Source organism: Streptomyces sp. NPDC050422 (assembly GCF_044458665.1).
Classification (GTDB): Bacteria; Actinomycetota; Actinomycetes; order Streptomycetales; family Streptomycetaceae; genus Streptomyces.
The window spans coordinates 488,566-506,932 of sequence record NZ_JBITIE010000001.1; the positions used below are offsets into that span (position 1 = coordinate 488,566).

At 70.8% G+C, this 18,367-nt stretch carries 18 protein-coding genes; 11 read left to right on the top strand and 7 right to left on the bottom strand.

The window, feature by feature from the left end; translation table 11 throughout:
- Nucleotides 1-35: 35 nt before the first annotated feature.
- On the bottom strand, nucleotides 36-2,213 hold the full coding sequence (gene glgX / locus ACIBJG_RS02080; protein ID WP_399302943.1) for a glycogen debranching protein GlgX: 2,178 nt from the start codon (nucleotides 2,211-2,213) through the stop codon (nucleotides 36-38).
- A gap of 388 nt (nucleotides 2,214-2,601) precedes the next feature.
- On the opposite strand from glgX, the gene ACIBJG_RS02085 reads away from it, so the two are divergent.
- Entirely contained in the window at nucleotides 2,602-3,834 is a 1,233-nt protein-coding gene (locus ACIBJG_RS02085; protein WP_399302946.1) for an SAV2148 family HEPN domain-containing protein, read from the top strand.
- Nucleotides 3,835-3,912: 78 nt separating this feature from the next.
- Nucleotides 3,913-4,659: a 3'-5' exonuclease gene (locus tag ACIBJG_RS02090; RefSeq protein ID WP_399302948.1), complete on the top strand. Its 747-nt coding sequence runs from the start codon at nucleotides 3,913-3,915 to the stop codon at nucleotides 4,657-4,659.
- Between the two features lie 11 nt (nucleotides 4,660-4,670).
- On the opposite strand, the gene ACIBJG_RS02095 is transcribed toward ACIBJG_RS02090, so the two are convergent.
- Complete coding sequence (locus ACIBJG_RS02095) at nucleotides 4,671-5,537, bottom strand: phosphotransferase enzyme family protein (RefSeq protein ID WP_399302950.1); 867 nt, start codon at nucleotides 5,535-5,537, stop codon at nucleotides 4,671-4,673.
- Between the two features lie 125 nt (nucleotides 5,538-5,662).
- Between ACIBJG_RS02095 and ACIBJG_RS02100 the strand changes: the two genes are divergently transcribed.
- From ACIBJG_RS02100 to ACIBJG_RS02130, 7 genes are all read left to right on the top strand, one after another.
- On the top strand, nucleotides 5,663-6,613 hold the full coding sequence (locus tag ACIBJG_RS02100; protein ID WP_399302952.1) for a carbohydrate ABC transporter permease: 951 nt from the start codon (nucleotides 5,663-5,665) through the stop codon (nucleotides 6,611-6,613).
- The gene (locus ACIBJG_RS02105) at nucleotides 6,610-7,449 is read left to right on the top strand and encodes a carbohydrate ABC transporter permease (RefSeq protein ID WP_399302954.1); all 840 of its coding nucleotides are present in this window, start codon (nucleotides 6,610-6,612) and stop codon (nucleotides 7,447-7,449) included. Before ACIBJG_RS02100 ends, ACIBJG_RS02105 begins: the two co-directional genes overlap by 4 nt.
- On the top strand, nucleotides 7,449-8,741 hold the full coding sequence (locus ACIBJG_RS02110) for an ABC transporter substrate-binding protein (protein WP_399302956.1): 1,293 nt from the start codon (nucleotides 7,449-7,451) through the stop codon (nucleotides 8,739-8,741). Before ACIBJG_RS02105 ends, ACIBJG_RS02110 begins: the two co-directional genes overlap by 1 nt.
- Nucleotides 8,742-9,163: 422 nt before the next feature.
- Complete coding sequence (locus ACIBJG_RS02115; RefSeq protein WP_351388671.1) at nucleotides 9,164-9,244, top strand: tryptorubin family RiPP precursor; 81 nt, start codon at nucleotides 9,164-9,166, stop codon at nucleotides 9,242-9,244.
- Nucleotides 9,245-9,358: 114 nt separating this feature from the next.
- On the top strand, nucleotides 9,359-10,405 hold the full coding sequence (locus ACIBJG_RS02120) for a cytochrome P450 (RefSeq protein ID WP_399302958.1): 1,047 nt from the start codon (nucleotides 9,359-9,361) through the stop codon (nucleotides 10,403-10,405).
- Nucleotides 10,406-10,702: 297 nt separating this feature from the next.
- Entirely contained in the window at nucleotides 10,703-11,905 is a 1,203-nt protein-coding gene (locus ACIBJG_RS02125; RefSeq protein WP_399302960.1) for a S8 family peptidase, read from the top strand.
- Between the two features lie 207 nt (nucleotides 11,906-12,112).
- The gene (locus ACIBJG_RS02130) at nucleotides 12,113-12,496 is read left to right on the top strand and encodes a DUF4440 domain-containing protein (RefSeq protein ID WP_399302962.1); all 384 of its coding nucleotides are present in this window, start codon (nucleotides 12,113-12,115) and stop codon (nucleotides 12,494-12,496) included.
- Nucleotides 12,497-12,503: 7 nt separating this feature from the next.
- On the opposite strand, the gene ACIBJG_RS02135 is transcribed toward ACIBJG_RS02130, so the two are convergent.
- Both ACIBJG_RS02135 and ACIBJG_RS02140 read right to left on the bottom strand, forming a co-directional pair.
- Nucleotides 12,504-13,340 (bottom strand): ABC transporter ATP-binding protein, encoded by an 837-nt coding sequence (locus ACIBJG_RS02135; protein ID WP_399302964.1) that lies wholly within the window; start codon nucleotides 13,338-13,340, stop codon nucleotides 12,504-12,506.
- A gap of 14 nt (nucleotides 13,341-13,354) precedes the next feature.
- A complete protein-coding gene (locus ACIBJG_RS02140) occupies nucleotides 13,355-14,239 on the bottom strand; it encodes an aldo/keto reductase (protein ID WP_399302966.1) in 885 nt (294 codons plus the stop codon).
- 97 nt (nucleotides 14,240-14,336) lie between these two features.
- Here ACIBJG_RS02140 and ACIBJG_RS02145 point away from each other — a divergent pair, with 97 nt between their 5' ends.
- Nucleotides 14,337-14,921, top strand: a complete 585-nt coding sequence (locus tag ACIBJG_RS02145; protein WP_399302968.1) for a TIGR03086 family metal-binding protein — start codon at nucleotides 14,337-14,339, stop codon at nucleotides 14,919-14,921.
- A 68-nt stretch (nucleotides 14,922-14,989) separates the two neighbouring features.
- Nucleotides 14,990-15,622, top strand: coding sequence for a DsbA family protein (locus tag ACIBJG_RS02150; protein ID WP_399302970.1), 633 nt, complete (start codon nucleotides 14,990-14,992; stop codon nucleotides 15,620-15,622).
- Nucleotides 15,623-15,638: 16 nt separating this feature from the next.
- Here ACIBJG_RS02150 and ACIBJG_RS02155 read toward each other — a convergent pair whose 3' ends face one another.
- From ACIBJG_RS02155 to ACIBJG_RS02165, 3 genes are all read right to left on the bottom strand, one after another.
- Nucleotides 15,639-16,397, bottom strand: a complete 759-nt coding sequence (locus tag ACIBJG_RS02155; RefSeq protein WP_399302972.1) for a sirohydrochlorin chelatase — start codon at nucleotides 16,395-16,397, stop codon at nucleotides 15,639-15,641.
- A 248-nt stretch (nucleotides 16,398-16,645) separates the two neighbouring features.
- Nucleotides 16,646-17,569 carry an ABC transporter permease gene (locus ACIBJG_RS02160; RefSeq protein WP_399302974.1) on the bottom strand — a complete coding sequence of 308 codons (924 nt, stop codon included), beginning with the start codon at nucleotides 17,567-17,569 and terminating at the stop codon, nucleotides 16,646-16,648.
- On the bottom strand, nucleotides 17,556-18,344 hold the full coding sequence (locus ACIBJG_RS02165) for an ABC transporter ATP-binding protein (RefSeq protein ID WP_399302976.1): 789 nt from the start codon (nucleotides 18,342-18,344) through the stop codon (nucleotides 17,556-17,558). The genes ACIBJG_RS02160 and ACIBJG_RS02165 overlap by 14 nt, the downstream gene beginning before the upstream one ends.
- Between the last annotated feature and the right edge of the window lie 23 nt (nucleotides 18,345-18,367).

An 18,367-nucleotide genomic window follows, 5' to 3' on the forward strand; every position in this document is an offset into this window, starting at 1 on the left:
CACGGACAAGTGCACGACCGGCGGCGCCCGCTCCCTCATGCCGGCCGCTGAAGCACCACCATGCTCCGTCCCACCAGTGTCACCCGATCGCCCGCCGCCACCTTCGGTCCGGCACCGGTCAGCACCCCGTCCGGGCGGGCCGTGTCGACGACCGCCAGCCACTGCCTGCCGTGATTGACCGGAACGGCGAATTCCAGCGTCTCGGCGCTCGCGTTGAACATCAGCAGGAACGAGTCGTCGGAGATCCGCTCCCCGCGCGGGCCGGGCTCCGAGATGGCGTGCCCGTTCAGGAAGACCGTCAGCGCCTTGGCATGCGCCGCCTGCCAGTCCCGCTGGGTCATCTCCTGGCCCTCGGGCGTGAACCACGCGATGTCCGAGAGCTCGTCGTGCGTACCCTCCACAGGGCGCCCGTGGAAGAACCGCCGGCGCCGGAAGACGGGATGGTCGCGGCGCAGCCACACCATCGCCCGGGTGAACTCCAGCAGACTGCTGCCGAGGCCGCTGCCTTCCTGCCCGTCCGGCTCCTCGTCGTCACCGTCACCGTCGTCCCCCGCCGCCCCGGCGGGGTCGGGCCAGTGCACCCAGGACAACTCGCTGTCCTGGCAGTAACCGTTGTTGTTGCCCCGCTGCGTACGGCCGAACTCGTCGCCGTGACTCAGCATCGGCACGCCCTGGGACAGCATCAGCGTGGCGATGAAGTTGCGCATCTGGCGCTCGCGCAGCTCAAGCACCTCGGGCCGGTCCGTCTCGCCCTCCACGCCGCAGTTCCAGGACCGGTTGTGGCTCTCGCCGTCCCGGTTGCCCTCGCCGTTGGCCTCGTTGTGCTTGTCGTTGTACGAGACCAGGTCGTGCAGGGTGAACCCGTCGTGACAGGTGGCGAAGTTGATCGAGGCGAGGGGCCGGCGCCCGTCGTCCTGGTACAGGTCGGAGGAGCCCGTCAGCCGGCCGGCGAACTCGGCCAGCGTCCGGGGCTCGCCGCGCCACAGGTCCCGGACCGTGTCCCGGTACTTGCCGTTCCACTCGGTCCACAGCGGCGGGAAGTTCCCCACCTGGTAGCCGCCCTCGCCCACGTCCCACGGTTCGGCGATCAGCTTCACCTGGCTGACCACCGGGTCCTGCTGCACCAGGTCGAAGAACGACGACAGCCGGTCCACCTCGTGGAACTGCCGGGCCAGCGTGGCCGCCAGGTCGAAGCGGAATCCGTCCACGTGCATCTCGGTCACCCAGTAGCGCAGCGAGTCCATGATCAGCTGGAGCACGTGCGGGGAGCGCATCAGCAGGGAGTTCCCGGTCCCCGTCGTGTCCATGTAGTAGCGCTGGTCGTCGGCGAGCCGGTAGTACGAGGCGTTGTCCAGCCCCCGGAAGGACAGCGTCGGCCCCAGGTGGTTGCCCTCCGCCGTGTGGTTGTAGACCACGTCGAGGATCACCTCGATGCCGGCCTGGTGCAGGGCGCGCACCGCCTGCTTGAACTCCAGCACCTGCTCGCCCCGGTCGCCCCAGGAGGCGTAGGCGTTGTGCGGGGCGAAGAAGCCGATGGTGTTGTAACCCCAGTAGTTGGCGAGCCCCGCGTCTGCCAGCCGGTGGTCCTGGACGAACTGGTGCACCGGCATTAATTCGATGGCCGTGACGCCGAGCTCCGTCAGATGCGCGATGACCTCAGGATGGGCCAGCCCGGCGTACGTGCCGCGCAGCTCCTTCGGCAGCCCGGGATGGAGCATCGTCAGGCCCTTCACATGGGCCTCGTAGATCACCGTGCGGTGGTAGTCCGTACGGGGCCGCCGGTCGTCGCCCCAGTCGAAGTACGGGTTGACCACGACCGAGGACATCGTGTGCGGCGCCGAGTCGAGGTCGTTGCGCGCGTCGGGCCGGCCGAACGGATAGCCGTACACCGCCTCGCCCCACTGGATCTGCCCGGAGACCGCCCGTGCGTACGGATCCAGGAGCAGCTTGGCGGAATTGCAGCGGGCGCCGCGCTGCGGCTCGTACGGACCGTGCACCCTGAATCCGTACCGCTGACCGGGCATCACCCCGGGCAGATAGGCATGGCGGACGAAGGCGTCGGTCTCTCGCAGCTCCACCGCCGTCTCGGAGCCGTCGTCGTGCAGCAGGCACAACTCGATTCGGTGGGCGGCCTCCGAGAAGACCGCGAAGTTGGTCCCGGCGCCGTCGTACGTGGCACCGAGGGGGTACGCCTGTCCCGGCCAGACCTGCATAGGTTTCGACTCTTCCACTCTGATGCGGTTGCCTGGGGAATGCGGGCTCCCTGGTGCAGATCTTCCCCGAAAGGGCGGCCCTTACCTAGGACCGGACGGCAAACGGGGGGCGGCGTCGCGGACGTCGCCCGGCACCGGTCAACATCGGGCCCGTCCGTGTCGCCCGGAACCGGAATCCGGCACCGCGCCCGGCCGGTTGTCCGGAATGCGGCTTGGAGTGGGGTGTTTAATCACTATGAATCCGCTCACTCCGGCCTATCTCGGCGCACGGAACGAGCATGCGCAGTAGGGGAGTTGGGAAAGGAGCCTGCGCATCCGGCTGCACCGGCTCCCGCTCGCGGAGTACCCTTCCTTGATCGTTGGTGGGGGAGTGGAAGGCGGTGCGCGGGTGAGCTCGGGAGGGTTCGAGCTGCCCCCAGGTGACACGGGTCACGAGGGGGATCTGGCCGATGTCCCGCCCGGGGCGGTCTCGCTGGCGCAGCCCCTGGAGATCGGTGCGGAGCTGGACTGGGGCGCGGAGGCCTGGAGCGAGGTGCGCACGCGCGCCCAGCGGGCCGGGCGCGCCTACATCTGGCTGAATCTCGTGGAGCAGCGGCTGCGCGCCGTCGTCGCCGCGGTGCTCCGGCCCATCTACGAACCGGTCCACGGCGAGGACTGGGTGGTGGCCGCGGCGGGGCCCGCCGGGCAGGAGTGGGTGCAGCGTGCCGTCGCCGTGCGGGAGGTGTCCCGGCGCAAGGGCTATCTGCTCGACCCGGCCGACGACAACGTCCTGAGCTTCCTCACGCTGCCGCAGCTGCGCGAGCTGATGGTGCAGCACTGGCCCTGCTTCGAGCCGTACTTCGACGACCGTCGTGACGTCGAGCTGGCGCTGGACGAGCTGGAGGTCGCCCGCAACGTGGTCTCCCGCAACCGTGCCCTCAACGAGGCGGTGCTGGCGCAGGCCGAGCGGGCCTCCGCCCGGCTGCTGGAGATCCTCGGCAGCGGCGCGGCCGTCCCGTCCGCCGACCGGCTCCCGGTCGACGCCGTGGAGGAGCTCGTCGGCGACCGGTACGCGGACGTGGTCTCCGTCCACCCCGACCGGGTGCGGCTCCAGCGCCAGCTGCCCGCCGAGGACCTCTTCGGCGGCTCGCGCCGGCTGGACGCGATCGGGATAGGGCTCAACCTGCTGGTGCAGAACTTCTCCGGGCGCCGGCTGATCCGGCTGGCCGAGTCGGGCTGCCGGGTCCGGCTGCTCTTCATCAATCCGGCCAGCAGCGCGGTCAAGCGCCGGGAGCGGGAGCTCGGCCTCAAGAAGGGCGAGCTGAGCCGGTCGGTGGAGATGAACATCCTCCACATGCGCCGGGTCCGCTCCAAGCTGCGCGACCCGGGCGCCTTCGAGATCCATGTCTTCGACGAGACGCCGCGCTTCACCGCCTATCTGGTGGACGGTGACGGCGCCGACGCGGTGGGGGTCGTCCAGACGTACCTGCGCCGGGCGCGCGGCATGGAGGCGCCGGTGCTGGTGCTGCGGGGCGGCGGGCGGGCGGTGGTCCGGGCCGGCCAGGACAGCGAGGGCGGGCTCTTCGAGACGTACCGCGAGGAGTTCGAGTCCGTGTGGACGGACTCCCGGCCGGTCTCCTGAGGGACCGTCCCGCCTCGTTGTCAGTGCCCCGTGCGAGGGTGGTCGTCATCTGGGGGAGCACCACGAAGGAGGTACGGGATGAGCTGGCACCGGCACGCGCTGGTCGGCTTCGACCTGGAGACGACGGGTACGGAACCGCTGGAGGCCAGGATCGTGACGGCCGCGGTCGTCCGTGTGGACGGCCAGGACGGTGAGCCGGTGAGCCGGCACAGCTGGCTGGCCGATCCGGGGATCAGGATTCCCGCACAGGCCTCGGCGATCCACGGCATCAGCAGCGAGCGGGCGGCGGCGGAGGGCCGGCCGGTGCGCGAGGTGGCCGACGAGATCGCCGACACCCTGACCGGGTACTGGCGCCGCGGCGTCCCGGTCGTCGCGTACAACGCGGCCTTCGACCTGACGTTGCTGACGGCCGAGTTGCGCCGCCACGGGCTGCCCTCGCTCAGCGACCGGCTCGACGGGGAGGGGATCGGGCCGGTGATCGACCCGTACACGATCGACCGTGCCGTCGACCGCTACCGCAAGGGCAAGCGCAACCTCGAGGCGGTCTGCGTCGAGTACGGCGTGGTCCACGGGGGAGCGCACGACGCGGGGGCGGACGCGCTGGCGGCGGTGCGCGTGGCGTACGCGATAGCCGCACGGCACGGCTCGGTGGCCGCGCTGACCGCCCCGGAGCTGCACGAGCGCCAGATCACCTGGTACGCGGAGTGGGCCGCCGACTTCCAGCAGTTCCTGCGCCGCAAGGGCACGGCCGACGCGGTCATCGACGACCGCTGGCCGGTACGGCAGCCGGTGCGCGAGGTGAAGTCGAGCCCGTCCGGCGCTTGAGGACAAAACGCTCAGAACGGATACCACCGCACCGCCGCGTCGCCGTCCCGCAGGGACGCCACCCGGCGGCGGAACTCGTCGAGTGCCTTCGGGTTGACCGGGGCGTGCTGCGCGACCCATGCGCAGCTCGCCGTCTCCCGCGCCCCGCGCAGCACCGCGCATCCGTCCCACTCCCGCACGTCCCACCCGTACGCCGAGGTGAACGCCTCATAGGCCTCGGCCGCCAGTCCGTACCGGTCGCGGGACAGGGCGAGCACCACCAGGTCGTGCTCGCGCAGATCCGTGGAGAAGGTCTCCAGGTCCACCAGGACCGGGCCGTCCGGACCGACGTGGACGTTGCGCGCGAGCGCGTCGCCGTGGATCGGGCCCGGAGGCAGATGGGGGATCAGGCCGGCAGCCGCCACCGCGAAGCCGTCGCGGCGCTCGCGCAGATACGCGGCATCGGCCGGGTCGATCGCCTCGCCGGCCAGGCCCAGCCACCGCTCGACGCCGCCCAGCAGTTCCCGGCGGGGCAGGGTGAGGCCCTCCGGGGCCGGCAGCGCGTGCACCGCCCTCAGCAGTGGTGCCAGATCCCGCGGTTCGGCGGCCCGCACCGCGTCCGGCAGCCGGTGCCACAGCGTCACGGGGTGGCCCTCGACCAGCCGCGCCCCGGGCTCGGCCGCCCGCACGGCGGGGATGCCGGACGCGGCGAGCCACTGTGCCACGGCCACCTCGCGCTCCGCCCGGTCCCGTAGCTCCGGGCTCCGTACGGCGTCCCGGCCGATCTTGACGACCAGGTCGCCCACGGCGAACACCGCGTTCTCGCCCAGTGCGATCAGCTGTGCGTCGCCGGGCAGTCCGGCGGCGGTCAGCACCTCGCGCGCTCGCATCTCGTTCATGGATCCGATTTTCGCATCCGTGCAGGCCACCTTGACGAACTGGCGGACCGTCAGCACGATGGCGGAGGCCACCTGAGCGGCCAGAACGGTATAAAGCCGGTCGAATGACGCAAGGGGGTCAATCCATGGCATTGGCGAATGTAACCGTGCAGTCCGGACGGCACGGCCCGCCGGGCAGCCCGCGCGGCAAGCAGTCCGGGCAGATCAACCGGAACGCCGGAACCTGGTTCCTGGTGCTGCCCGCCCTGATCCCGATCCTGATCCTGAGTGTCGGGCCACTGCTCTACGGCATCGCGCTGGCCTTCACCGACGCCCAGTCGGGCCGTACCCGGTCCACCCAGTGGGTCGGCGTACTGAACTTCCAGGACCTGCTCCACGACGGACTGTTCTGGGAGTCGTTCCGGATCGGCCTGGTCTGGGCGGTCGGCGTCACCGTCCCGCAGTTCGTCCTGGCACTCGGCCTCGCGCTCCTGCTCAACGAGAACCTGCGGATGCGCTGGCTGGCCCGCGCCCTGGCCATCATCCCGTGGGCGATGCCCGAGGTCGTCGTCGGCATCATGTGGCGCCTGGTCTACAACCCGGACGCCGGCATCCTCAACGAGACCATCCGCGACCTGGGACTCGGCGACGGCCGGGACTGGCTGACCGGCCTCGCCACGGCACTGCCCGCGGTGATCCTCGTCGGGGTCTGGGCCGGGATGCCGCAGACCACGGTCGCCCTGCTGGCCGGGCTCCAGAACACCCCGCACGAACTCCACGAGGCCGCCGCCCTGGACGGCGCGGGCGCCTGGCGCCGGTTCCGTACCGTCACCTGGCCCGCGCTCAGACCCGTCGCCCTCTCCATCACCGCCCTCAACTTCATCTGGAACTTCAACGCCTTCGCCCTGGTCTACGTGCTGACCAACGGAGGCCCCGGCGGCCGCACCCGGCTGCCGATGCTCTTCGCGTACGAAGAGGCCTTCCGGTACGGACAGTTCGGCTACGCCGCGGCGATGGGCTGTGTGATGGTCGCGGTGATCTCCGTGATCCTCGCCGTGTACCTCGCCGGGCGGCTCAGGGGAGGCGAGGACCGATGAGTCTGCGCACCAGCAGGCCCGCACGCGCCGGACAGTACCTCGCGCTGCTCTGCTATCTGGTCTTCCTGGCCTTCCCGTTCCTGTGGCTGATCTCCACCGCCTTCAAACCCGCGACCGAACTGGGATCCCTCCACCCGACCTGGATCCCCGAGCACCCCACGCTGGACAACTTCCGCCAGGCCTTCGACGAGCAGCCGCTGCTCCGGGCCGCCGTCAACTCGCTGATCGCCGCGCTCTCGGCCGGCGTCATCGCCGTCGTCATCGCGACCCCGATGGCCTATGTGATGGCCCGCCACCGCTCACGGCTCTCCACGGCCGCCACCGGCTGGGTCGTGGTCAGCCAGGCGTTCCCCTTCGTCCTGCTGATCATTCCGCTCTTCCTGGTCCTCAAGCACCTGCATCTGATCAACACCCTGTGGGGGCTGATCATGGTCTACGTGGTGTGGGCACTGCCCTTCGCGCTGTGGATGCTGGTCGGCTACGTACGGGCCGTGCCGCCCGAACTGGAGGAGGCCGCGGCGGTCGACGGGGCCGGCCGGCTGCGGATACTCGTCTCGGTCACGGCCCCGCTGCTGGCTCCCGGGATCGTCGCCACCGCACTCTTCGCGTTCATCACCGCGTGGAACGAGTTCTTCTTCGCGCTCGTCCTGCTCAAGACACCGGAGAAGCAGACCTTGCCGGTCGTACTGACCCACTTCCTGGGCGCGGAGGGCGCGAGCGACCTCGGCCCGCTCGCCGCCGCGGCCTTCCTCGCCACCCTCCCCTCGCTCGTCCTCGTCGCCGTCATCCAGCGGCGGATCACGGGCGGCATGCTGGCCGGGGCGGTGAAGAGCTGATGCGCCAAGTGGTACGTACGGCAGCGGCGGCGGCCACCGCGCTGGCCCTGCTGCTCACCGGGTGCGCCGGGGACGGCGACGGCGGGGCGGACGGGAAGATCCGGATCCGTTTCCAGTCGCTCGCCTGGCAGAAGGAATCCGTCGACATCAACAAGCAGCTGGTGAAGGAGTGGAACGCGAGCCATCCCGACGTCGAGGTCCAGTACGTCCAGGGCAGTTGGGACAGTGTCCACGACCAGCTCCTCACCTCCTTCGAGGGTAACGAGGCCCCGGACGTCATCCACGACGCCTCCGACGACCTCGCGGACTTCGCGTACGGCGGCTACCTCGCCGATCTGCGCACCCTCCTCCCGGACCGGCTGACCGACGACATCCCCGCAAGCAGCTGGCGGGCCGCCACCTTCGACGGCGGCGTCTACGGGGTGCCGTTCCTCCAGGAGCCACGGGTCCTGATCGCCAACACCAAGATCCTCAAGGCGTCCGGGGTCCGCATCCCGACCCCCGAGAAGCCCTGGAGCTGGCCGGAGTTCCGTCAGGTCACCAAGGAGCTGACGGGCAAGGGCCGTTACGGGGTCGCCTGGCCGCTCAAGGAACCGGTCTCCGTCTCCCTCAACCTCGGCCTCTCGGCGGGCGGCGAGCTGTTCCACCGCGGCGCCGACGGACAGGTGACCGTGACGATGGGCGAGGGCGACCAGGTGGTTCCGGGCACCATCCGCGACCAGGTCAACACCGACCACAGCGCCGCCCGCACCGCACTCGGCATGGGCGGCGGCGACACACTGCCCGGCCTCTTCGGCGGCAAGTACGCCATGGTGCCGCTCGGCTTCTCCTACCGCCAACAGGTCGTCGAACAGGCCCCGAAGGGCTTCGAGTGGACCGTGCTGCCCGCCCCGGCCGGCAGCGAGGGGCTGGCCCAGGGAGTGAGCCCGCAGACCCTGTCCGTCGCCGAGGACAGCCCGCACAAGAAGGAGGCCGTGGAGTTCATCGACTTCCTGCTGCGGCCCGCCAACATGGTGCGCCTGGCCAAGGGCGACTGGATGCTGCCGACCGGCACGGCCGCTCTGGCCGACCCCTCGCTGCACACCGCCGACCGGGGCTGGGCGACCGGCGCCGCCCTCGCGACGGCGCTGCGGCCGGCGCCGGCCCAGTCCGTGCGCGGCTACCCCGAGTGGAAGGACAAGGTCGCCACACCCGCGCTCCAGGAGTACTACAGCGGCGCGATCGACGCCGGTGAGCTGAGGAAGCGTCTGGTGGAGGACGGGAACCGGGTGCTGGCCCGATATCAGCGGTGACTTCGGACGGGAACGGAAGCGAATTACCGACCGGTACGTCTCTTTTTCCGTGCCGAGGCGTGGATGAGCCGGCCGCGGGGTGTCGCGCGAAGTCGTGGCAAGTCGTTCCTGAACGTTGGTGATTCAGACAATCATCGGCATGAAACCGTCTCTTCACACTCTTGCCGGGACGTGCGGTTACGGATATGGCCGAAGGGAAGTGGGCGGCTTCTCCTTGGCCCGCGGTGCGTCGATTTAAACGGAACGCGCGGCCGCTTTTGGCGGCAAGGAGATCATTGACAACGTCAATTGCTCTGGGCTGTACTCCTTTCGGCGGTCAGCCGTGGTGCGGAATTCCTGTCGAGACGGGAATCCCGTATCGCAAGCAAGGTCAAGCCGTGCCCTGAAAAAGCAAACTCGAAGTAAAAGGTGGAGGTGCTGTTATGAAGTTCCTTTTTCAGCTGAAGGAAAAGATGACGCCGGAGAAGAGCCTGAAGGCGTACGCCTGGTACCACTGGTACTAAACCGGCATACGAGTCCAGCCGGCCGAGGGTCACGGGCCCTCGGCCGGAGTCCGTGCCCGGCGTGGCCGCACCGGCCCGCCGGGCACGGGTGCCTCCCGCTTCTTGGAGACCACGATGCAGATATCCGGTACCGGCAGCCGCGCCCGGGACGTCGTCTTCGCGCCGAGACTCCAGGCGCTCCTGCGAGACCACCGGGGCGAGGAGGTCTTCCGGCTCGACCCCGGCACCGTCGGCGTCGCCGGGGCCGGCCTGACCGACCGCGTCCTCGCCGCCAGGCCGGCCACCGAGGATGAGCGCCCCACGTTCAAACCCCTCCACGGACGGTCCATTCCGCGTGCCGAGGCCGCCACCGTGATGCAGGCCATCGGCCGCGACGTGCGGACGGCCCTGAAGAAGCCCGTTCCCGAGAGTGCCGACCTCCGTGGCGAATGGCCGCACGTGGGCCACGTATATCTGCGTGACCTGATCCTCGGCGCCGATCCCTACCGGCTTCGCATCCTCATGGACCGGGCTCTGGAGTTGACGCCCAAGCTCACCTGGTCGGTCATCGTCGCCGGAGCTGCCCTGCCGGGGCGGCTCCGGCCGGGCGCCCCCGTCTCCGCCATCGCGGGCCTGACCGCCGAGGCCAAGGGCTACGGCGACCGCCGTTATGCCATGGGCCTGTACCGCAGGGGCGCGGCCCCGGTCTGCTTCACCGTCTCCACACTCGTCGCCAACGCGCTGTGGCTCGGAGCTCCGTTCGACGACGCGACCTCGAACCGGAACATCCTGTACGAGTCCATGCGACTGCTGCCGCCGTCCTGGAACATCCTGCGCCGGGCTTCCCCGGAGTACCCCGCGCTCGCCCCCCGGATCGGGGCCCGCGACGACATCCTGCTCCTGCCGCTGCTGAGCCACCGGGACCCCGCGCTGTGGGAGGACCCCGATGTGTTCCGGCCCGAGCGCTGGGACGGTCTCGACCCGGACGATCAGCCCGGCTATCTGCCCTTCGGCCACGAGTCCGAGCGCTGCTGGGGGCGGCACATGGTGATGCCGCTCGCCGAGATGCTGCTCGGCATGGTGCGGGACGGCGGTCTGACGGTGGACCCGGCACAGACGGCCTCCGATGTGCCCCTTGCCGGGCTGATGGGCGTGACAGGAGTACGCATCGTCCGACGCTGAACCTGCCCGGCTCCGCCCCGTTCGTGATGAAGCGTCACGAGCGGGGCGCAGTGCCGTCTCCGGGGGTGCGGGCCGTGGTGTGCAGCCAGCGGTGCGCAGCCGGTAACGGGCAGTGATTGTGTCGGACTTGGGTGTGGGTGGTCGACTTCCTGTGACGAAACCGTGGTCAGGAAGCCGCAGGCCCAGGGAAGGTCTTGATCTGCGCGCGTCAATCGGCAAGGGTTTCGAACCAGCCCCCGGAGATCTTCCGGCCGAGGGCCAATCCCCCCACAAAGAATGACGAGGAGATCCCTCTTCATGGCAATTCACAAGCGCGCACGCCGGTTCAAGCTGACCGCGGCCATCACCGCAGTGGCCGCAGCCGCCGGAGTCACCCTGATGGCCAGCCCGTTCGCCGGAGCGGCACCCGCCCCCGCGACCGGCAAGATCTATGGTGCCGACGCGGCGACCGCCGTCTCCGGCAGCTACATCGTGATGCTGGACCACAAGGCCGACAAGGCCGAGCTGGCCAAGGAGTACGGCGGCAAGCTGAAGCGCAACTACAGCTCCGCCATCAACGGCTTCTCCGCCAGCGGCCTTTCGGAGACCGAGGCCAAGCGCCTCGCCGCCGACCCGGCCGTCTCCAAGGTCGTCCAGAACAAGAAGTTCCACGCCAGCGCCACCCAGGACAACCCGCCGTCCTGGGGCCTGGACCGCATCGACCAGGCCGAAACCGCCGGCGACAACGCGTACACCTACCCGGACAGCGCGGGCGAGGGTGTCACCGCGTACGTCATCGACACCGGAGTCCGCACCACGCACCAGGAGTTCGAGGGCCGGGCCAGCTCGGGCTTCGACGCCGTGGACAACGATGACAGCGCCGACGACGGCAACGGCCACGGCACCCACGTGGCCGGCACCATAGCCGGGGCGACGTACGGCGTCGCCAAGAAGGCCAAGATCGTCGCCGTCCGCGTCCTCGACGACTCCGGCTCCGGCACCACTGAGCAGGTCGTCGCCGGTATCGACTGGGTCACCGAGAACCACCAGGGCCCGTCCGTCGCCAACATGAGCCTCGGCGGCGGCGCGGACGAGGCGCTCGACGCGGCCGTCCAGAAGGCCATCGCCTCCGGAGTCACGTTCGCGGTGGCCGCCGGGAACGAGTCGAGCGACGCCGGCGGGGGCTCCCCGTCCCGCGTCCCGGAGGCGATCACGGTCGCCTCCTCCACGGTGGACGACGAGCAGTCGTCGTTCTCCAACTACGGCTCGATCGTCGACATCTACGCCCCGGGCTCGGACATCACCTCGTCGTGGAACGACAGCGACGACGCGTCCAACACCATCTCCGGAACGTCCATGGCGACCCCGCACGTCGTCGGTGCCGCCGCCGTCTACCTGGCAGGGCACCCGGACGCCACCCCGGCGGAGGTCTCGACGGCGCTGACCGAGGGAGCCACCCCGGACGCCATCAGCAACGCCACCGAAGGGACGGCGAACAAGCTGCTGAAGGTCGTTGAGTAACAGGGCCACCCCCTGACCGGGTGGCCGCCGCGCCCTCCCCCACGGGGCGCGGCGGCCGCCCGGCTCGGGAAGATCGTCCTATGGTGTGCCCATGATGATGTACGCGGTGCCGTCGCCCCGGACGAACGGGAGCGGCCACCGGAGGCACGCCCCGGGCGTGCCCCGCGCGTCGGCCGACGGACCCGCGCGGACGGCCGGAGACCGGGCATGAGCGAGCCGGCCCCCGGCGTGGCCGCGGCCGTCGAGGGCGAACTCCGCCTCCTCGACCCGGCGGTCCGCTCCTCCATCCACCTCCTCGTCCGGCTCCTGCACCCCGACTACCACATGGTCGACTCCACCGGCCGGTGCTGGGACCGTGCGACGGTCATCACCCTGCTGACCTCGGGGGAGGCCCCGCGGGCCGGGCAGCTCACCGCCTCACGGATGCGCGGGGTCCAGCTCGCCGAAGACCTCGTCCAGCTCACCTTCGACTCCGAGGTCAAGGGGAAGCGCGCCCACCGCAGTTCGCTGTGGCGGCTCACGGACGCGGGCTGGCTGCTCTACTACCACCAGGCGACCCCCTTCTTCACCGCGAGGCCCGACCAGGGCTGAGACGGTGTCAGCGACGGGCCGCCCGTCGGGCCCGCGCCGTCCACCGTCCGTCCGTGCGGGTAATCCGTACCGGATGACCGAAGCAGTCACTGACGTGATCCGTGGTCAGCACCTCGTCGGCCGGCCCCGAGGCCGTACACCGCCCGCCGCGCAGCAGCATCGCGTGCGTGGTGGAGGCCGGCAGCTCCTCCAGATGGTGTGTGACCAGGACCGTCGCCAGCTCCGGATTCTCCTCGCGCAACGCGTCCAGACTGTCCAGCAACTGCTCCCGGGCGGCCAGATCCAGCCCCGTGGCCGGCTCGTCGAGCAGAAGCAGCCGGGGCTGCGGCATCAGCGCGCGGGCGATGAGCGTACGACCGCGCTCGCCCTGCGAGAGCGTCGGCCAGCGTGACGCCGTCCTGCCGCCCATGCCCAGCATCCTCAGCAGCCGCTCGGCCCGGTCCCGCTGCTCCGCCCCGGGCGACCAGCGCGGCAGCGGCACGACCGAGTTGGTCAGACCCGTCAGCACCACCTGGCTCACGGTCAGCGGGGAACGCAGCGGATGGCGCGGATCGACGTGCCCCAGCAGGGTCCGCAGCTCCCGCAGGTCCACCCGGCCGAGGGTCCGCCCCAGCACCTCCACCGAGCCCCGGGTGGGATGGGTGACCGCGCCGAGCAGCCCGAGCAGGGTGCTCTTGCCCGCGCCGTTGGCACCGAGCAGGGCCCAGTGCTCCCCACTCCGCACGGTCAGCGAGACCGAGTCGAGCAGGACGTTCCCCTCCCGTACGAGGCAGACGCGATCGGCCCGGATGACCGGCATCCGGGTGGTCGGGCCGAGCGGGGCAGGGGCGGCGGTCGTGGTCACGTGCGGGTACTCCTTCATGCGGGGGCGAGCGCCTCCAGGCGGCTCATGTCCTCGGTCGTCAGCCGGACGTCCCGTGCCCCCAGGTTCTCCGCGAGGTGCACGGGCGAACCGGTGCCCGGGGTGGGGCACAGCACGGGGGAGCGGTGCAGCAGCCAGGCGAGGGCGATCTGTCCGCGGGTGGCGCCGTGGCCCTGCGCGACACCGTCGAGCGCGGCGGCGGCCTCGCCGGTCAGCGCGCCATTGGCCAGCGGGAACCAGGGGAGAAACGCCAGGCCATGGGTCTCGCACACCTTCAGTACCGCATCCGATGCGCGGTCGAGGAGGTTGAAGCGGTTCTGCACGGAGGCGATCCCGGTCAGGGAGAGCGCCTGCTCCAGCTGGTCGGCGGTGAGGGTGTCCAGGCCGATGTGCCGGATCTTACCCTCCTGCCGCAGCGCGTCCAGAGCCCCCATCTGTTCGGCCATCGGCACCTGCGGATCCAGCCGGTGCAGCTGGTACAGGTCGATCCGGTCGGTCCGCAGCCTGCGCAGACTGGCCTCGCACATCGCGCGCAGCTGTTCGGGCCGCCCCGCGATGTGCCAGGCGCTGTCACCGGTCCGTACGACTCCGCCCTTCGTCGCGATCACGAGGTCGTCGCGGTACGGGTGCAGGGCTTCGGCCACCAGCTCCTCGGCGACCCCCGGGCCGTAGTTGTCGGCGGTGTCGATCAGGGTGACGCCCTGCTCGACGGCCGACCGGAGCACGGTCAGCGCGTCCCGGCGGTCCCCGCGCGGGCCCCAGTAACCGGGGCCGGTCAGCTGGGCGGTGCCGTAGCCGAGGCGGCGCACGGGCAGCTCGCCGCCGATGAGGAACGAACCGTCGGGGGAGGGGAGGGACGGGGAGGGGAGCGATGCAGACATGAAGGAACAGTAATCCGGCCGTCCGGTGCTCCCTGCGGCCGGTGGCTGTCGCCTTTCTTCAAGACCGGGAACGGTGATCCTTCCTAGAGTGCTGTGCATGAAGACCGAGCACACCCACATGACCGAATGTGCCGCCGAAGCCGCCCGCGTGGCCCGCGCCGTCCGCCCCGAACAGCTCGACGCCCCCGTCACCCCCTGCGCCGGATGGGACGTCCGCGGGCTCATCAACCACTGGGTGCTCTACACCTCGCACGGCATGGAGCACCGCGCCCTGCGCACGGAGATCCCCGAGGAGCTCACCGCCCGGGACTTCACCGCGGACGCCGACTGGGCCGAGCAGTACGCGGCCCAGCTGGACCGCGCCGTCGCCGCCTGGTCGGACCCGGCCGTCTGGGAGGGCGCGATCGGCACCGGTGAGTCCGCCACCCCGGCCGCCGACACCGCCGCGATGCTCATCGAGGAGACGGCCCTGCACGGCTGGGACGTGGCCCGGGCGACCGGCCAGGAGTTCCGGCTCTCCGAGGGGGCGGCCGCCCACGTCCTGGCGATCGTCGAGAGCACCGCCGCGCTCTACCGGCAGTACGAAGGGTTCGCCGACGAGGTCACCGTCGATGCGGGGGCCGACGACCTCACCCGCGCCCTGGCCCTGAGCGGCCGCGATCCGAAGTGGACCGCAACCTGAGAATGGCCCACTCCCACGGGCGCTGAATGGCCCGTGGGAGTGAGCCATCGACTGGCTAGGCTCGTCCCATGACCACTCACCGCAGCCCGGACACGGGCAGGGCCGTCGTCGACTTCTACTTCGACCCGGCCTGCCCGTTCGCCTGGATCACCTCCCGCTGGATGCTGGAGGTGGAGCAGCAGCGCGACATCGAGCTCCGCTTCCATGTGATGAGCCTCTACCTGCACAACACCGGCAACGAACTCCCCGACTGGTACCGCACGCTGGTCGACAAGTCGATCGGTCCGGTACGCGTCGCCGCAGCGGCGGCCGGACTGCGCGGCGAGGGTGTGCTGCGCGACCTGTACACGGCCTACGGCACCCGGATCCACCAGCAGAAGTGCGAGGACTTCGACGAGGTGATCGCCCAGTCCCTTGACGAACTCGGCCTGCCCGCCGAACTGGCCGCGGCCGCGCACGACCCGGCGCACGACGACGCGGTGCGCCACAGCCACGACGCCGGCAAGGACCCGGACGCGGACGGATACGTGGGCACACCCACCCTCCACGTCGACGGGACCGTGTGGTTCGGCCCCGTGCTGCGGGCGGTGCCGCGCGGTGAGGAGGCGGCGCGGCTGTTCGACAGCTTCCGGGTGCTCGCCGGCCACGAGGACTTCTTCGAGCTCAAGCGGACCCGCACGGGAAGCCTGGACGTGGGCTGAGCGAGAACGCGGCAGCCTACGCGCTGACCCGGGCGGCGACGGCACTGCGGACGCGGGCCTCGTCGTACCGGTCCAGCAGCAGCCGCGCCAGCTCCGGCGAAGGGCCCAGCACACCGGCCAGCACGTCCGCGCGGGCCTCGGCCGCCCCTGCCGCGATGCGGTCCGGGAGGCGGCCGGGCGCGATCACGTACGGGGCCACCGCCACCCGCCGCACACCGTCGGCCCGCAGGGCCCGTACCGCGTCCTCGGTACGGGGATGGGATGCGGAGGCGAACGCAGGCCGCACGGAACACCAACCGGTGTGCCGCAGCTCCCGCGCGATTTCAGCGATCACTGCGATCGCCTCCGGGTCTGCGGAGCCCGCCGAGGCCAGGACGAGCCCGGTCGAGCTTCGGTCGGCGGGGCGTACCCCGGCCTCCCGCAGCCGCCGCTCCAAAGCGGAGTTCAGTAGCGGCGAGGGGCCGAGCACCTCGGCCTGCCGCACCCGCAGCCGCGGCAGCCGGGCGCGCGCCTCGCGCAGGACCGCCGGGATGTCGGACTTGGCGTGGAACGCCCGGGTGAGCAGCAGCGGAAGCGCCACCACCGCGCCTGGGCCCTCGGCGTCCAGCCGTTCCAGGACCCGCGGCACCGACGGTGCGTTGAAGTCCAGGAACCCGGTCTCCACCCGCAGTCCCGGCCGCAGCGCCCGTACTCGCGCGGTGAGCGCGTGCACGGTCGCGGCGTGCCGCGGATCGCGGCTGCCGTGGGCGATGACGAGAAGGACCGGGGCAGTCATGTCACCCTCCGAGGGGCCGGGAATCGAGGGGCGGCGTCGCGGGGTTGGGCACGCACTCCCCCAACTCTCGGCTTCGCTCGAGCCGGGAGGGGCCCCCTCCGGCGTTGTCGTCAATCACCATGTTCCCCGAGCTCTCGGCTGCGCTCGAGCAGGGGGAGGCCCCATTCGCCATGCCTCAATCCTCCGCCTTGCAGCTGCACGCACCCAACCCCGCTCCTTCTTCCACCCCTCAATTCCCGGCCCCTCTCTCAGTTCTTGACGAGGAGTCCGCGGCTGCGCAGCACCCACCGCTCCAGCGGACTGAAGATGAGCAGATCGATCGCGATGCCGACGAACAGGATCAGGAGGATGGCGAGGAAGATCCCCGGCATGTCCGCGTTGTTGCGGCCGTTCTCCAGCAACTGACCCAGCCCCAGACCGAGATCCGGTGACGAGGCGATGATCTCGGCGGCCATCAGCGAGCGCCAGGAGAAGGCCCAGCCCTGCTTCAGACCGGCCAGATAGCCCGGCAGGGCCGCCGGCATGACGATGAACCACGTGCCCCGCAGACCGGTCGCGCCCAGGGTCCGGCCCGCCCTGAGGAAGAGCGGCGGCACCTGGTCCACGCCGGACACCAGGCCGTTGGCGATCGACGGCACCGCGCCCAGCAGGATGACCGCGAACATCATCGAGTCGTTCAGACCCAGCCAGATCACGGCCGGAGCCACCCACGCCACGGACGGCAGGGACTGCAGCCCGGAGAGGATCGGGCCGATCGCGGCACGGACGAACTTCACCCGGGCCACCAGCAGACCCAGCGGCGTACCGATGGCGACCGAGAACAGGAAGCCGAGCAGGCCGCGCGAGACGCTGGTCCACACCACCTCCAGCAGGGTCCCCTGCCGCCACATGTCGCCCACGCTGTCCCAGACCGCGGAGGGCGAGGGCAGCTTGTAGTCCTCGGTCACCTGCGCCCAGACGAGCAGCTGCCAGACGACGACGACCAGGGCCACCGCCAGCAGCGGCGGAAGGACCTTGCGCAGCAGTACCTCGCGCACCGGGGTGCGGTGCAGCTGCACGGCGTCCAGTGCGTCCAGACCGGCCTCCAGACCGGCCAGGTCGTCCTGCTTCACCGCGTCGGGCCCGACCCCGCCGGACCCCGGCGCGTCCGACTTGATATCAGTGCTGGCCATGACGGCGGATCTCCCCACGCAGTTGTTCGGTGATCTCGACGGACAGTTCCGCCACGGCGGTGTCCTCGATACGGCGCGGCTGCTCGATGTCGACCGTCCACTCGCGGGCGATGCGGCCGGGCCGGGAGGAGAGCAGCACGACGCGCTCGGCGAGACGTACCGCCTCGCGCACGTTGTGCGTGACGAAGAGGACCGACACGTTCGTCTCGCGCCAGATCCGGGTCAGTTCGTCGTGCAGGACGTCCCGGGTGATGGCGTCGAGCGCGGCGAACGGCTCGTCCATCAGCAGCAGTTGACTGTCCTGGGCGAGCGCGCGGGCCATCGCCACCCGCTGCCGCATACCGCCCGACAGCTCGTGCACCCGCTTGCCGTACGCCCCGCTCAGGCGCACCAGGTCCAGCAGCCGCTCCGCCTCGGCGCGGCGTTCCGTCTTGGGTACGCCGCGCAGCCGCAGCGCCAGTTCGATGTTCTTGCCCGCGGTCAGCCACGGGAACAGGGCGTGCTCCTGGAACATCAGGGCCGGCCGCCCGCCGGGGGTCTCGATGGTCCCCCCGGTCGGGCGGTCGAGTCCGGCCACCAGGTTGAGCAGCGTCGACTTTCCGCACCCGGAGGCTCCCAGGAGGGTGACGAACTCGCCCGGGGCGACATCGAGCGTGATGTCGTCCAGGACCAGCTGCGCTCCCGTAGGTCCGGCGAAGGACTTCGAGACATGTGCGAGACGAGCGGCGTGCCCGACCGCGACACGGTCCTCGGCCTTGGTGAGGGTGTTCGCCATGGTCGTCACCTCCTGGGGTCTTC